Source organism: Bradyrhizobium sp. AZCC 1678, from assembly GCF_036924765.1.
Taxonomy (GTDB): Bacteria; Pseudomonadota; Alphaproteobacteria; order Rhizobiales; family Xanthobacteraceae; genus Bradyrhizobium; species Bradyrhizobium algeriense.
This window is the reverse complement of the sequence record NZ_JAZHSE010000001.1, coordinates 263,290-277,954: the sequence shown is the minus strand read 5'-3', so window position 1 is coordinate 277,954 and position 14,665 is coordinate 263,290. Positions and strand designations below refer to the sequence as shown.

Annotated in this window: 15 protein-coding genes, 1 tRNA gene and 1 pseudogene; 10 read left to right on the top strand and 7 right to left on the bottom strand. The window is 63.6% G+C overall.

All coding sequences use genetic code 11. From position 1 onward, the window contains the following. Positions 1-95: 95 nt before the first annotated feature. The 3 genes from V1294_RS01410 to V1294_RS01400 all read left to right on the top strand — a co-directional run bounded on the left by V1294_RS01410 (position 96) and on the right by V1294_RS01400 (position 2,990). Positions 96-1,304, top strand: coding sequence for an ABC transporter substrate-binding protein (locus V1294_RS01410; RefSeq protein ID WP_334494687.1), 1,209 nt, complete (start codon positions 96-98; stop codon positions 1,302-1,304). 125 nt (positions 1,305-1,429) lie between these two features. Continuing rightward, positions 1,430-2,224, top strand: a complete 795-nt coding sequence (locus V1294_RS01405; protein WP_334486889.1) for an enoyl-CoA hydratase — start codon at positions 1,430-1,432, stop codon at positions 2,222-2,224. A gap of 1 nt (position 2,225) precedes the next feature. After that, positions 2,226-2,990, top strand: coding sequence for a hypothetical protein (locus V1294_RS01400; RefSeq protein ID WP_334486886.1), 765 nt, complete (start codon positions 2,226-2,228; stop codon positions 2,988-2,990). A gap of 58 nt (positions 2,991-3,048) precedes the next feature. On the opposite strand, the gene V1294_RS01395 is transcribed toward V1294_RS01400, so the two are convergent. Genes V1294_RS01395 through V1294_RS01385 form a run of 3 tightly spaced genes read right to left on the bottom strand, consistent with a single transcriptional unit; the run spans position 3,049 to position 6,139 of the window. Further along, positions 3,049-3,849 (bottom strand): enoyl-CoA hydratase/isomerase family protein, encoded by an 801-nt coding sequence (locus tag V1294_RS01395; protein WP_334494686.1) that lies wholly within the window; start codon positions 3,847-3,849, stop codon positions 3,049-3,051. A gap of 18 nt (positions 3,850-3,867) precedes the next feature. Then, positions 3,868-5,028 (bottom strand): acyl-CoA dehydrogenase family protein, encoded by a 1,161-nt coding sequence (locus V1294_RS01390; RefSeq protein WP_108512442.1) that lies wholly within the window; start codon positions 5,026-5,028, stop codon positions 3,868-3,870. Between the two features lie 43 nt (positions 5,029-5,071). Continuing rightward, complete coding sequence (locus tag V1294_RS01385) at positions 5,072-6,139, bottom strand: acyl-CoA dehydrogenase family protein (RefSeq protein WP_334494685.1); 1,068 nt, start codon at positions 6,137-6,139, stop codon at positions 5,072-5,074. Between the two features lie 290 nt (positions 6,140-6,429). On the opposite strand from V1294_RS01385, the gene V1294_RS01380 reads away from it, so the two are divergent. Further along, complete coding sequence (locus V1294_RS01380; protein WP_108512440.1) at positions 6,430-7,212, top strand: SDR family NAD(P)-dependent oxidoreductase; 783 nt, start codon at positions 6,430-6,432, stop codon at positions 7,210-7,212. A 115-nt stretch (positions 7,213-7,327) separates the two neighbouring features. Here the strand turns inward: V1294_RS01380 and V1294_RS01375 are convergent, their stop codons facing one another. Further along, entirely contained in the window at positions 7,328-7,606 is a 279-nt protein-coding gene (locus V1294_RS01375; RefSeq protein WP_334494684.1) for a GlsB/YeaQ/YmgE family stress response membrane protein, read from the bottom strand. A 67-nt stretch (positions 7,607-7,673) separates the two neighbouring features. Then, positions 7,674-8,240 (bottom strand): YidB family protein, encoded by a 567-nt coding sequence (locus V1294_RS01370; RefSeq protein ID WP_334494683.1) that lies wholly within the window; start codon positions 8,238-8,240, stop codon positions 7,674-7,676. A gap of 140 nt (positions 8,241-8,380) precedes the next feature. On the opposite strand from V1294_RS01370, the pseudogene V1294_RS01365 reads away from it, so the two are divergent. Beyond that, positions 8,381-9,389, top strand: a pseudogene (locus V1294_RS01365) (2-dehydropantoate 2-reductase). Positions 9,390-9,461: 72 nt separating this feature from the next. Continuing rightward, a complete protein-coding gene (locus V1294_RS01360) occupies positions 9,462-9,671 on the top strand; it encodes a hypothetical protein (protein ID WP_334486868.1) in 210 nt (69 codons plus the stop codon). Between the two features lie 130 nt (positions 9,672-9,801). Here the strand turns inward: V1294_RS01360 and V1294_RS01355 are convergent, their stop codons facing one another. Next, positions 9,802-10,446, bottom strand: coding sequence for a hypothetical protein (locus V1294_RS01355; RefSeq protein ID WP_334494682.1), 645 nt, complete (start codon positions 10,444-10,446; stop codon positions 9,802-9,804). A gap of 267 nt (positions 10,447-10,713) precedes the next feature. Then, on the bottom strand, positions 10,714-11,670 hold the full coding sequence (locus tag V1294_RS01350) for a helix-turn-helix domain-containing protein (protein WP_334494680.1): 957 nt from the start codon (positions 11,668-11,670) through the stop codon (positions 10,714-10,716). A gap of 433 nt (positions 11,671-12,103) precedes the next feature. On the opposite strand from V1294_RS01350, the gene V1294_RS01345 reads away from it, so the two are divergent. The 4 genes from V1294_RS01345 to V1294_RS01330 all read left to right on the top strand — a co-directional run bounded on the left by V1294_RS01345 (position 12,104) and on the right by V1294_RS01330 (position 14,486). After that, complete coding sequence (locus V1294_RS01345; protein ID WP_334486860.1) at positions 12,104-12,742, top strand: RraA family protein; 639 nt, start codon at positions 12,104-12,106, stop codon at positions 12,740-12,742. 67 nt (positions 12,743-12,809) lie between these two features. After that, positions 12,810-13,178 carry a dimethylsulfonioproprionate lyase family protein gene (locus tag V1294_RS01340; RefSeq protein WP_334486857.1) on the top strand — a complete coding sequence of 123 codons (369 nt, stop codon included), beginning with the start codon at positions 12,810-12,812 and terminating at the stop codon, positions 13,176-13,178. 69 nt (positions 13,179-13,247) lie between these two features. Then, a complete protein-coding gene (locus tag V1294_RS01335; RefSeq protein WP_334494678.1) occupies positions 13,248-14,207 on the top strand; it encodes a Bug family tripartite tricarboxylate transporter substrate binding protein in 960 nt (319 codons plus the stop codon). A gap of 202 nt (positions 14,208-14,409) precedes the next feature. Further along, positions 14,410-14,486 (top strand) — tRNA-Arg (locus V1294_RS01330). The last annotated feature ends 179 nt before the right edge of the window (positions 14,487-14,665 follow it).

Sequence of the window (14,665 nt, the reverse complement as noted above, 5' to 3'; positions counted from 1 at the left end):
GTCAGCGCCTTGCTGCTGATGATGCCATGCGGCATGATCGCGGCGAGCAAATTTCAAAGCCGCAGGCAATGTGGCGTGTGAGCAGGGAGGCCTTCGTGAAAAGAGCAACAACAGGCATTGTCGCCGCGGTACTGGCGCTGTCGACGACGGTGGCATTGGCGCAAGGCAAGCCGCCGCTCAAGCTCGGCGGCATCCTCGACATGTCCGGGCTTTACGCCGATATCACCGGCCCCGGCAGCGAGACCGCCGCGAAGATGGCGGTGGAGGACTTTGGCGGCGAGGTGCTGGGACGCAGGGTCGAGATCGTTGCGGCCGATCATCTCAACAAGGCTGACCTTGCCGCCAGCATCGCGCGCGACATGCTCGACAACCAGGGTGTCGAGATGCTGTACGACGTGGCGGCGTCTGCGACTGCCTTGGCCGCCGGCGAGATTGCAAAAGCGCGCAACAAGATTGTGATGTATAGCGGCCCGGCCTCGATTCGCCTCAGCAACGAGGCCTGTGGTCCCTACACCGTGCATTATTCCTACGACACGTTTGGACAGGCCAACGTCACCGGGCTCGCCACCGTCAAATCAGGTTTTGAGACCTGGTTCTTTCTCACCGCAGACTATGCTTTCGGCCAGGACCTGGAAAAGGACACCACCAATGTGGTGGTGAAGGCCGGCGGCAAGGTGCTCGGCGGCGTCAAGCATCCGCTCAACACGTCGGACTTCTCCTCGTTCCTGCTACAGGCGCAGAGTTCGAAGGCGAAGGTCGTGGGGTTAGCGAATGCCGGCGGCGACACCATCAACGCGATCAAGCAGGCGGCGGAATTCGGGCTGACCAAGAGCGGCGGCCAGAAACTCTCGCCGCTGCTCGCCTTCGTGACCGACATCGACAGCGTGGGCCTGGAGACGGCGCAGGGCCTGTTGCTGGCGGAGGCGTTCTACTGGGATCTCAATGACGATACCCGGGCGTTCTCAAAGCGCTTCGTGGAGCGCGTCAAGCGGCCGCCTACCGCGGCGCAGGCCAGCGTTTACTCTTCCGTCGGCCATTACCTGAAAGCCGTGAAGGCCGCCGGCACCACGGACGCGGCCGCGGTCATGAAGGTGATGAAGGAGACGCCGGTCAACGACATGTTCGCCAGGAACGGCCGGATTCGCGAGGATGGCCGCATGGTGCACGACATGTACCTGTTCGAGGTCAAGAAGCCACAAGAGTCGAAGGCGCGCTGGGACTATTACAAGCTGCTGGCGACGATCCCCGGCAGCGAGGCATTCCAGCCGCTGGAAGCCTCGCGCTGCCCGCTGGTGAAGAAGTGACGGCCGAAGGCCGTCATTCCGGGATGGTGCGCTAGCACCAGACCCGGAATCTCGAGATTCCGGGTTCGATGCTGCGCATCGCTCCGGAATGACGATGCAACCAACAACAACGAAAGCACCGATCCATGAGCGCAAACGAAATGGTCCTCCAGAAGCTCGAACAGGGCTTGCTCACCATCACCATGAACCGTCCCGACCGGCGCAACGCGCTCAATCCGGAGATGACGCGCGGGCTGGTGGAGGCGGCGCGGCGCGCGGCGGAGGATCACGAGGTGCGCGCGGTGCTGATCAAGGGCGCGGGCGGCACGTTCTGCGTCGGCGGCGACGTCAAGTCGATGGCGGAGGGCAGGGCGTCGCTCGGCTTCGAGGCCAAGATGGCCAATCTGCGCCGCGGCATGGAAGTGTCGCGCATCCTGCACCAGATGCCGAAGCCCGTGGTGGCGCAGCTCGATGGTGCTGCCGCCGGCGCCGGCCTCTCGATCGCGCTGTCCTGCGACCTGCGCGTCGCCAGCGGGTCCTGCAAGATCACGACCGCGTTTGCCAAGGTCGGCCTGTCAGGCGACTACGGCGGCACCTATTTCCTGACCCAGATGCTGGGCAGTGCGAAAGCGCGCGAATTGTATCTGACCTCGCCGGTGCTGAGCGCGACGGAGGCCTATAATCTCGGCATGGTGACGAAAGTGGTGCCGGACGCCGACATCGACGCCGAGGCGCATGATCTCGCGATGTCGCTGGCGCAGGGGCCGTCGGTGACGCTGGGCTACATCAAGCGCAACATCAACAACGCCGAGACGATGTCGCTGGAAGCCTGCTTCGACGCCGAAGCGATCCACCACTCGCGTTCCGGCGACACCGCCGATCACAAGGAAGCGGCGAAAGCCTTTGTCGAGAAGCGCAAGCCGGTATTTCAGGGACATTGAGATGGCTGAATATCTGAGGCTCCGGCAGATCTGCCTGGTGGCGCCGCATCTGGCGCCGGTGATCCCGGATATTTCCGCGATCATGGGCCTCAACGTTTGTTACCGTGACGGTAACGTCGCCAAATACGGGCTGGAGAATGCGCTGCTGCCGGTCGACACCATTTTGCTGGAAGTCGTGGCGCCGACCCAGCCGGGCACCGCGGCAGGGCGTTTTCTCGACAAGACCGGCGGCCGCGGCGGCTACATGGCGATCTTCTGCTGCGACGATCCCGATGCGCGCGGCAGGCACGCCAATGGCATCGGCGTGCGCACCGCCAACGTAATCACGCACGCGCCCTATCACGGCGTGCAACTGCACCCGCGCGATTGCCGTGCGGCGTTCATCGAGTTCAACCACACCGATGGCAGCGACGATGTGCTGGGGCCGTACCCGCCGGCGGGGCCGGATTGGCAGAAGTCGATTCGGAAGGATGTGACGCTGGCGCTGACGGAAGTCGAGATGCAGAGCCCGGATCCGCAAGGGCTGGCGGAGCATTGGGGGAAGATTTTGGGTGTTGCCGTCAGCAAGAATGCAAACGGTGAGCCCGAACTGAAACTGCCCAATGCCGGCTTCCGTTTCGTCAAGGGCGCAAGCGATTTGATGAGCGGGTTGACGTTCAGGGTTGCCGACGTCGCCAAGGTGCGCGACGCGGCGAAGGCCAAGGGCTGCAAGGTGTCAGGCGATACGTTCGATCTTTGCGGGGTGACGTTCGGCCTGCTGGCGTGAGGGCCGCACTTCCCTTCTCCCACAAGGGGAGAAGGGAAGAGGCGCAAGCGGCGCGGTCTTACCGCCCCTTGAAATTCGCCACCCGGCGCTCAGCAGTGGCCTTGACGCCTTCCTTGAAATCCTCCGTCGCGCGGAGCTTGGTCTGCTCGGCGAGCTCGTGGTTGGTGGCGGCCATTACGCGGTCGGCGAGGCCGGCGCGCATGGTGGCGCGGGTTGAGATCAGGCCGAGCGGCGAGCATTCGGCGATTTCGGCGGCGAGCTTCATCGCCTCAGCTCGCACCTGATCCTGCGGCACGCAGAGATTGGCGAGGCCCATCCGGGTAGCTTCCTCGCCGGTGACGCGGCGGCTGGTGTAGAAGATCAGTTCTGCGTTGTTCTTGCCGACCAGTTCGGGAAGCGTCGCGGTCAGGCCGAAGCCGGGATGAAAGCCGAGTTTTGTGAAATTGGCGGCGAAGCGCGCTTCAGGACAGGTGACGCGGAAATCCGCTGAGACCGCCAGTCCAAGCCCGCCGCCGATGGCGGCGCCATGGATGGCGGCGACGACGGGCTTCTTGTTGCGGAAGATGCGCACGGCCTGAACATAGAGATGGTTGATCGGCAGGTTCGCCGCCGGATCCTTTTGCGCGCTGGCTTCCTGCTCCTGCCGCCTCGGATCGGAAAAATCGGCGCCGGCGCAGAACGCCTTGCCTTGCGCGGCCAGCACCGAGGCGCGGATTTCGATGTCCTTGTCGAACTCTTCCAGCGCATCCGCGATCTGGTTGATCAGGGAGACGTCGAAGAAGTTCAAGGGCGGCTTGCGGATTTCGATCAGGCCGACATGGCCGTGCTTCTCGACGCCGATATCAGTGTATTTGGTCATAAAGGTTTCCTTCTTGAATTAGCGCAGACCAAGCCCGCGCGCGATGATGCCGCGCAGCACTTCGGTGGTGCCGCCCTGGATCGTCAGCTTGGGCGCGGTCTTGATGGCGAAGTCGAGCTGCTTTTCCAGCGTCTCGCGGTTGGTAGCGGTCTCCTCGACAAAGGCGGCGAGATCGCGCACGCGGTGCGGCAATTGCTGCTCCCACACCGTGCCGATGTCCTTCACGATGGAAGCCTCGACCACCGGCTCCTTGCCGGCCTGCAGCATGCCGGCGACCGAGACCGACATCCGCCGCATGGTGTGCACCTGCGCCACCAGCCGCCCGATGCCTTCGGCGCTGCGGGTATCCGGGTTGGTGCCGACGGCGCGGACCAGTTCGGTCAGCACGTAATAGGTTTCGAGAAAACGTTCCGGACCCGACCGTTCATAGGCGAGTTCGCTGGTCGCCTGCTTCCAGGCGCCGTCGATTTCACCGAGCACATGATCGTCGGGAACGAAGAAGTCCGTGAAAACCACCTCGTTGAATTCGTACTGCCCGGTGATCTGGCCGATCGGGTTCACCTGGATGCCCGGCTGCTTCATCTTGACCAGAAACTGCGTCAGGCCATGGCGGCGGTTCTCCTTCGTCGGCGGCGACGTCCGGAAGATCGCGATCATGTAGTCGGCGATGTGGGCCGAGGAGGTCCAGATCTTGGTGCCGTTGATCAGATAGCCGCCGTCGGTTTTTGTCGCACGGGTTTTTGCCGCAAACAGATCGGAGCCCGAATTCGGCTCGCTCATGCCGATCGCGAAACATACCTCACCGCGGCAGATGCGCGGCAGGATGTCCATCTTGATGTTCTCGGGCGCGTATTTCAAAAGCACCGGGCCGCTCTGGCGGTCGGCGACGAAGAAGCGTCGCGTCGGCGCGTTCGCCACGCGCATTTCCTCGGTCACGACATAACGCTCGAGGAACGAGCGCTCGTGGCCGCCGTATTTCTTCGGCCAGGTCATGCCGAGCCAGCCGCGGGCGCCGACCTTGCGGGAAAATTCCGGCACGTCGGTGTCTTCGCGGTTCGGCTTGTGCGGATCGAAGGTGCCGGCGGCGATTTCTTCGGCGAGGAAGGCGCGCACTTCCTTGCGCAACTGCTCGCATTCGCTCGGCAGGCGAATCGGATCGAAACGGAGGGCTGCGGTCATTCTGTGTCTCGACTTCTATCTGGTATCTGGCAAATCGGTGGTGTCAGCGCGAGGCCACCAGCGGCCACAATTCATCGGCGCCGCGGTTGCAGACGAGCTTGCCGAGCTCGACCGCCCAATAACTTTCGGAACCGAAATCGTCGCGCCAGGCCAGCGCGCGCAGCGAATAGCGATGCAGGATGTGCTCGTTGGTGAAGCCGATCGCGCCATGCACCTGATGGGCAATGGCGCCGCCTTTCTCTGCCGCTTCCGCGCAGCGGATCTTTGCCGCCGCTGCTTCGAGAAACACTTCGTCGTTGAAGGACGTCGCGTTGGCAATGGCGTCGGCGGCCGAGGTGGCCGCGGCAAGTGCCGCCGCCGACTCGCCGGCGAGCCGCGCCAGATTGTGCTGCACCGCCTGGAATTTCGAGATCTTCTTTTCGAAGGCTATGCGCTCGTTGGAATAGCGCACGGAAATTTCCAGCATCGATTCCAGCGCGCCTGCGATCTGCAGGGACCGCGCGACGCCGCCCATCAGCATCAGCCGGGTCTGGTCGAAACCTTTTGGCGCCGGCTTGATTGTGACCGGCTGCACCTTGTCCAGCGTTACGGTGTCCGAATTGTCGCCGCCGAGATTGAGCCCGGTCTCGATCCGGCCCTTGGTGGCATCGACCAGTGCGATGGAGACGCCGCCCTTCGCATCGCTTGCGAGCACCGCAAAATGCTTTGCCGCCTTGGCAAACGGCACGCTGCGCGCCTTGCCGGAAAGGCTGCCATCGGCATTGACGGTCATCCGGTCTTTCGGGCTCGCGGGCACCACCGTCATCTCGCCATCGGGCGAGGTAATTTTGGCCTGCGCCAACAGCCAGCCTGCCAGCATGGTCTCGGCAAGCGGTATCGCGATCGCGAAGCGTCCGGCCGCGCTGAGCACGCTGAAACCTTCGGCGAGCGAGGCGCCCGAGCCGCCGCAATCTTCGTCCACCCACGACAGCGGCAGGCCGGCGTCCGTCAGCGCCTGCCAGAGCGGCGCTTTCCACTCGCCCTTGTTGTCGCGATTGATGGTTTGGGCGTCGGCGAGATCGGCGAAGATTTTCTCCGCGGTCTCGGCAACGATGTTCTCACTCTCCGCCACAGCGTTCCCCGATTTTGAAATTGGCATGCCAATCCCGACGGTTATGCCGGGGTCGGCTGCGGTCTTTTCTTGCGCTTTATGATGGGCAAAAGCCATAGCCATGACAAGGCCGTGACAAGCGCTGTCCGCAGGGCGGCCTGCGGCGGTGGCATGAAGGTCATCAGGCAAAGAATAAATTCCGCGCAACGGATTTCCCGAGTTTGCACACCGGTCATCGCGGGATATGGTAGCGGTGAAGCCTGTCCACGGGCGGTTCGAAACCCAGCCAAAAGCAACAAGAGGAAATGCGGATGTCGAAGGATGGTTTGTGCGCGATTGTCACCGGTTCTGCCTCGGGCCTCGGGGCTGCCACCGCCGCCATTCTGGCAAAGGGCGGCGCGCGCATCGTCGTCAACTATTCCAACAGCAAGGCGGAAGCTGAAGCGACCGCCGATCTCTGCCGCAGCGCCGGCGCCGAAGTCGTCGTGGTGCAGGGCGACGTATCGCGCGACGAGGATTGCAGGAAGATTGCGGCAGCGGCTGCGCCGTGGGGCCGTCTCGACGTGCTGGTCAACAATGCCGGCACCACCAAGCATGTGCCGCATCACGATCTCGAGGGGCTTTCGGCCGAGGATTTTCAGCGCATCTACGCCGTGAATACGATCGGGCCGTTCCAGATGATCCGCGCGGCGCGTGCCCAGCTCGAAGCCGGCGCGAAGGCCTCAGGCCTGCCGTCCGCTGTCGTCAACGTGTCGTCGGTCGCCGGCATTTCCGGCGGCGGCTCCTCGGTCGCCTATGCCGCCAGCAAGGGCGCGCTCAACACCATGACGCAGTCGCTGGCGCGCGCGCTGGCGCCTCTGATCCGCGTCAACACGGTGTGCCCCGGCTATATCGATACGCCCTGGTTCACCAAGGGCCGCGGCGAAGCCGGCGCCAAGGCGGTGCGCGACGCCGTGGTGGCGAAGGTGCCGCTGAAGGTCGCCTCAACGGCCGAAGACATCGCGCAACTGGTGTGCTTCCTGGCGTCGCCGGCATCGAGCAACATGACCGGCGAGTTCGTGCGCATGGATGCGGGGATGCATCTGGTGTTGTGAGGGGCTACGGTCTAACCGTCATTGCGAGATCGTATCGGTAGGGTGGGCAAAGTGAAGCGTCCGGGAGAGAATGGTGGGCACGGCGTAAGTGCGCCTTTGCCCACCCTACAAGTACTTACCTGTTACCCGGATCCGAGATCATGCCCCTCGCCACCAGCCGGTTCCAGATGAACAGGACCACCAGCGCGCCGATGGTGGCGGTGATGAAGCCGGCGCCCTGATCGGGGCCGTAATGGCCGACGGCCTGGCCGATCCAGGTCGCCAGAAACGCGCCGGCGATGCCGAGCACCGTGGTCAGGATAAAGCCGGTCGGGTTGTTCTGGCCCGGCGAAAGGATGCGCGCGATGATGCCGGCGACGAAGCCGACGACGATGATCCAGATGATGCCGCCCATGGCTGTTCCTCTCCGATGCGTCGATGATGAAGCAGAGCGGCGCGGACCGCGCGCCGCTTAAACGGCGTCAGATCCGTTCCGACAGTTCGTTCTCGTTCGGCAGGCGTCCGTCCGGCGTCAAGTGATTGACGACGTCGGGCAAGAACTGGCTGAGGCCCTGCAGCAAATCGTTGCGCGAGAGGCCGCTTTGGGAGGCGAGGGACTCGATCTGGTCAGCGCCGAGCGCGTTGGCGAGGTCGCCGGGTGAGACCTGCTTGTTGGGGCCGTTGCTGACCCACGAGTCGGCCTGATCGCCCAGTCCGTTCTGCTGGAACTGTTTCAGGAGATCGCCGAGGCCGCCGCTCAGGATGGTACCGGCCGCGCCGCCCGCGAGTAGACCGCCCAATCCGCCCTTGAGCATGTCGCTCATACCGCCCGCGCCGCCGCCGGGCATGCCGGCAGTCACATTGCCGGGTGTGGGGCGCGGCGCGGAGCCGGTCTGGTTGCCGCTGAAATGCTTGATGCCTTTCCAGGCCAGTAGCGCCAGGATCGCCATGGTGAGGGGCGACATCCCGCCGCCTTCATCCTTTGCGCTGGGGGTGCTCGGGCCGCGTGGGCCGTTCTGCATGCCGTTGAGTACGTCGAGTAAACCCATGGTCGTCTCCTCCGCGTAGCCCCGCGTGAAACATAACGGTGGCGTATGACGGTTACAAGGAGCGGGCGGCCGGCGCCTGCGATAGGCACGGTCCGCGCGCTCTGCTATTTGAAACCCGGTGCAACGCGGTGGGTGGCGAAATGGTTTCAGGCCAAACGATCGGTATTGCAGGGGCGGGCAGCATCGGCTGCTTCGTCGGCGGCATGCTTGCGGCCGGTGGCCGCCGCGTTGCGCTGCTGGGGCGTCCGCGCGTGATCGCTGAAATCGAAGCCCACGGCTTGCGGCCGACGAGTTTTGAAGGTTTTGACCAGACTATCATGCGCGATCGGTTCGCATTGTCGGAAAATCCTTCCGTTTTTGAGGACGCCGGCATCGTGCTGGTCACGGTCAAGAGCGCAGATACCGCTGCCATGGCCGACATCATCGCGAGGCACGCACCATCCGATGTCGTCATCGTCAGCCTGCAGAATGGTGTCGGCAACACTGCCGTCCTGCGCAACCGCCTGCCGGGACGGCGCGTGCTCGGCGGCATGGTGGGATTCAACGTGATTGCGCTCGGCAACGGGCGGTTTCATCGCGCCACTTCCGGCGGCATTGTCATCGAGCAGGACGAGACGCTGCCTGCCGGGAAGCTGTCGGTGCCGGGCCTGACGATACGGTCGACCGAAAACATCGACGGTGTGCAGTGGGGCAAGCTGTTGCTCAATCTTCATCAATGCGCTTAACGCGCTGGGCGATCTGCCGCTGCGCCGGCAACTCAGCTCGCGGCCATGGCGGCGCTTGTTCGCCGATCAGATGGCGGAAGGTTTGGCTGCGATCCGCGCCGAGGGCATCAAACCGGTCTCGCCGACGCCGCTTCCAGCTGCATGGATGCCGCCGCTGCTGCGGCTGCCAGACCCGATCTTCGAGGCGATGCTGGGACGGACGATGAAAATCGATCCCGAGGCGCGCTCGTCGATGTGGGAAGATCTGAAGCACGGCCGGCGCACCGAGATCGATTATCTGCAAGGCGTCATCACCGGGATCGCCGAACGTCGCGGCCTGGAAGCGCCGCTGTCGCGCCGGATCGTGGAACTGATCCGGCAGGCCGAGCGCGAGGCCAAGGGCTCGCCCGGCCTGACGCCGGAGCAGATTCGCGCTGCGAATTGATTTGGCAGAGCGCGCTCGACTTGCTTGAAATGGGCCGGTTGCGCGATTTCAGGGCGCGCCGGGGAGAAACGGATGAAACGAACAGTTCTGGCGCTAATGGCGGTGGCCGCCCTGGCTGTCTGGGGGGCGCCTGCTCCTGCTTATGCCGTGCCACCGACCGCGACACCGTCACCGGGCTATGACGCGCGGTTGCAGGAACAGCGGGCGGCGCAGCGCAGGCATGTCGAGCCCGCGCTCAAGCCTGCCCCAAAGCACCGCGGCAAGAAAGCACCCGCGCATTGATGCCGAAGTCGCCCTACCGGAAGTTCTGGGCGATGATGATCACGGTAACACGAAACTCCCGTGGTGAGCAGACCCGCTGCTCCACGTCGTCCTGCGTTCGCAGGGACGACAGAAACACGACAGAAGGTATCTAGCCCTTCTTCTGTTTGGCCGCCGCTTGCTGCTGTTGCTGCGGGTTGAACAGCTTCTTAAGCTCGTTGACTTTCTCTGAAAGCCGCGGCCATTCGCAAGAGAATTGGTTCTTGGCGCATTGGGCAGCCCTGATGCGTGCCGCCTGCTTGACCGGACTTGCCACCGGCACCGGCACCTTTTCGGTTTCAGCCGGTGGAGGAGATATCAATTCGGTGCGCAGCGAAACCTGCTGCCACTCCTGCGCCTGCCCCTGCGGCGGCTCCGGCTGTTGCTGCTTGGCCGCCAGTGCCGCGGCGATGTGGTTGCGCCGCTCGCGCTCGAGGTAGGCGGTATATTGCTCGTCGATTTTCTTCTGCTCTTCCGGCGTCGGGTTGGGGCCTGCGATGTCGAAGGTCCGGTCCTGCATGAAGTCGTAATAGGTATAGCCGCCGCCGAGCTTGCGGCGGCCGGCGTACTTCGCGTTGCATTCGGCGAGCCTCGCCGTCTTTTCTTCCTTGGTCTTCGCCTTCTCGGCTACATCGGCGCAGGATTCGAAATCGACAGGCGCGCTGCGCCACCACTGCGCGTCGCAGCGCACCGGGGCCAGCACGACGAGGCTCCCGATGGTGGCAACAACAAACGAAGATGCACGTGAGGCGATCACGGACGGTACTCTCCAGTCGAATTCTCTAGGGAACTTTGATTGAGCCGATTGTCATCATTTTGGCAGCGCTGTCACCCCGAAATTGCGCGATTTTCCCGCTGTCGTTGTGACTCTATCCGGTAGATGTGACCGATGGAACACAGTGCTATGTCATTGAAAATTATCAAAGAAATTCAACGGCAAGGCACGAGGCGCGCACGATGCTGCAGCGATTCCAGGCGCACCATCTGAGAGCGAGCGGATAAGTGCGACACATTGTGGCAAGAATCAGTCGGTTCCTCGCGCGCGGGCCAAGGTGCGCGATGCCGTTTCATGGAACGTAGCGCGATAGAGCCTGGCGAATTCGCCCATGTGATGGAAGCCGTTGGCTCGGGCGCACGACGTCACGGTGATGGCGTCGGACCCTTTCACGAGTTGCGCGCGGGCCGACCAAAGCTGCTTGAGACGCAAATAACGATGCAAGCTCATGCCGCGGACGCTTGCCACCGCCGTGCCCAGGGTTCTGACCGAGACGCCGCATTGTTCGGCGAGGTCGGCGCTGTAGATCGCCGAGGCGGCATGAAAGGCTACATAGTCGTCGATCCTGCGAACGAGGCGGCAATAGCTCCTGCTTGCAAGCCGGCCCGCCAATTCCGGCGCTCTGCCGCTGCGGAACATTTCGTCGATAGCGAGCAGCAGGCCCTCCTGCATTGCAAGCGCCGAGCGCGGCGCCTGCAACAGGTCCGGTCTGGCGGAAGCCGCCTGCAAAATACCTGTTGTGACGGATCTGACCGTCGCCAGCGCGTCTGGGTCCGGCGTGAACGGGCACAGCTCGTCCGGCGTATCGAACCATTCGCGATCCCGCAGGCCGGCGCCAAGGGTGACGATCGCGTGCAGCGATCCACGGGGTTCGACGAACTGCAAATCCAGATTGCCGCGCATGCCGATAAAGGCCGGACGATTCACGGACATGCCGTTGACGGAGACCTCGTAGGCGTCCTCGATCTGGAAGATGACGACGCCATGCGGCGCGCGGTAGCTGACATCGACGATGCGGGGAAACGAGGTGAGCACGGCGATCTGGCAGCCCGGCAACTGCACCATCGCGCGCGCGGTATGGAAATTCGCCAGGTTCAGCGGGATGCTGCGCGCGTCGGCGACGAATTCGACCGGCCGGAAGGCGTCGATGTCGGAAAATTGCGTGATCGAAAGCGCCGGTGAAGGCGAAAGGTTCTGGAACAGCATTTTGAGGTTACCGGCGCCTGAATCGTCGAATCCGGTCTTTAACCTCGAACGCTCTGGTTAACTTCGTGTTAACAAGTGTGGCCGGTGGAAGTTGCGATTGCGGCCCGGCTGCGTGAGCATGGCCGCGCGTTCGATACCGTAGGCGGGAAAAAACTACCGAGGAATTCGAAGGACTTAGCCGGCGGCGAGGCCGACGGCCGCACCCGCCGGTCCGGGTCCGGGGCGAGGTGTTGCAAATCCATTATAGCTGCTCATGCGGAATGCTATTTGTTGTGCGGCAACGGAGGACTTCATGGTGTTGTGCCATGCGGTGACCCGACGCAATCGGTTCAGCGCGCACTTCGCGTAACGCGGAGCCGGCTGCCGATGTTGCGCCGGCGGTCGGAATGGCAGAAAAAAGCCCGGCCTAAACACAAGGGGGGAAACAGTCTTAATGAGCATCACCACGGCCATGACGAGCGTGCCGAAGCCTGCGCCCGAGCTGATCGAAGCGCTCAGGGGCGCGCCGACCTCTGTGATCAGCGACAACCTTGCCCGGCTGCCGGGCGCCGTAGGCCTGCGGCCGTTCCATCGCGGCAGCAAGCTGGTGGGCGTCGCGTTCACCGTGCGCACGCGGCCGGGCGACAATCTTGCGATCCACCGGGCGCTCGAACTGGTCGGGCCCGGGGACGTGATCGTAGTCGATGGCGGCGGCGACGAGACGCGGGCGCTGGTCGGCGAGATCATGAAGACCATCGCTGAGTATCGCGGCGCTGCGGGTTACGTGATCGACGGCGCGATCCGCGACGTCTCGGCTTTCGCTGCATCAGACTTTCCCTGCTTTGCGCGCGCCGCGATCCATCGCGGGCCCTACAAGAGCGGTCCGGGCGAAATCAACGTGCCGGTATCCATCGGGGGCTCGGTGATCTCCCCCGGCGACATCGTGGTCGGCGACGAGGACGGCGTGGTGTCGTTTCCCGCCGCGACGGCAGCCACCGTGCTGGAAGCGGTTCGCGCCCAGATCGCGCGCGAGGAGCAAACCATCATCTCGATCCGCGAAGGCCGCTACCAGGGCAGCTACGGCAAATCTTGACGGATAAGTCCTGATCGCTGCGCGAAGGCGCCAAGGAGCACTTCAAGAAGCACTTCAAGGAGAAACGATGAGTCAGAAGGACGAATTTCATAATCTCGACAATCCGCATGATGGCCTGTTGCGCGAACTCGCGTCCGGCGTCACGACGCGGATCTTCTCCGGCGAGCATGCGATGCTGTCGGTGGTGACGCTGGCGCCGCACGCGCAAGGCACCCTGCATCATCACCCCGAGGAACAATGGGGCGTGCTGCTCGATGGCTCGGCCATCCGGGTTCAGGGCGGTGAGGAAATTCCGGTCAAGAAGGGCGATTTCTGGCGCACGCCGGGAAATGTGCCGCACACCATGCGGGCTGGACCGGACGGCGCGCGCGTGCTTGACATCTTCAGCCCGCCGCGGCCCGAGTACAAAAAGGCCGGGTCCGGCTTCGGCACTTAAGGTTCGGCACTTAAGACAAAGTCTGCGAAAAACAAAAAAAGCGCAGCCACAATCGGGAGGAGACACTTGGTGAAGATTACCAGACGCAATCTGCTTGCGGCTTCGGCCGCGTTCGCGGTGACGCCGGCATTGGCGCAGCCGGCCAAGAACATGACGCTGGTGGTGCCGTTCCCGCCGGGAGGCTCCACCGACGCGCTGGCGCGCTTGCTGCAGTCTCACCTGCAGACGAAGCTCGGCCGGACCGTGCTGGTGGAGAACAAATCCGGCGCGGCCGGCTCGCTCGGCGCCGTGCAGGTCGCCAAGAGCGCGCCTGACGGCGCGACGTTCCTGGTGACCTTCGACTCGCACGCGGTCATTCCCTCGATCCTCGAAAAGCCGGGGCTGGATGTCGAGAAGGATCTGGTGCCGGTGTTTCTCGTGGGCACCGCGCCGTACGTCCTCGCCGCAAACGCCGAGCGGCCGTACAAGACCTTTGCCGACGTGGTCGCGGCGTGCAAGGCAAGCCCCGGCGCGGTGAAATACGCCTCTGTCGGCATCGGCACGCTCGGCCATCTCGCGATGACGGTGCTGGGCAAGAAGGCCGGCGTGGAGATCACGCATGTGCCTTACCGCGGCGGCGGCCCGGCGATGAACGACGTGCTCGGCGGCCATGTCGACATGATCATCGGGTCGGCGGCGCTGGTCACGGCGCAACTGGGCACCAACAGGCTGCGGCCCATCCTGCAAATGGGACGCGAGCGGATGGCTGTGCTCAAGGACACGCAGACCGCGATCGAGGCAGGCTTCCCCGATTTCGAGACGCTGGCCTGGTGGGGCGTTTTCGCCCCAAAGGACACGCCGCCCGATGTCATCGCCGGCATGGCGAAATCGGTAAAGGAGATTCTGAGCGAGCCGGCGGTGGCGACGCAATTGCAGGAGACGCAACAGATGACGCTGCTGCTCGCCGACGGCAAGGAGTTCTCGACGTTCTTCGCCAAACAGGTCAGCATCTGGGGCCAGGTCGTGCGGGAGAATAATATCAAGGCGTAAGGCCGCTAGGCGAAGCCCGGCATGCAAGCTGGAGCCGTCGGTGGACGGCTCCTTTTGATTTTCGCGATCAAATATCCCGAGCGTCCTCCGACGGAGGAACCCGGCCTTGTTCAATGTGGCCCGAGAACGGTCCGGAGGGCTGGCGATGACGCGCCCGCTTTGGTATGAAGCGGTCAAGTACCCGCCTACGCAGCGGGTCCGCGGTCCCGTAGCTCAGCCGGATAGAGCGACGGTTTCCTAAACCGTAGGTCGGAAGTTCGAGTCTTCCCGGGATCGCCAGCGCTGGTGCTGCGCTTAACGCAATAAAATCAACGGCTTCTTGTCGGTCCTCAATTTGTTCTTAATCGAAAATTCGCGTTGCATCGCTGATTCCGTACGCTCCGCTGGCTCCGTGTAGTCACGAGGGGTTACGCAGCGTACCGCCTGCTCCATGCAACACCGATGCAACACGCGCCGCG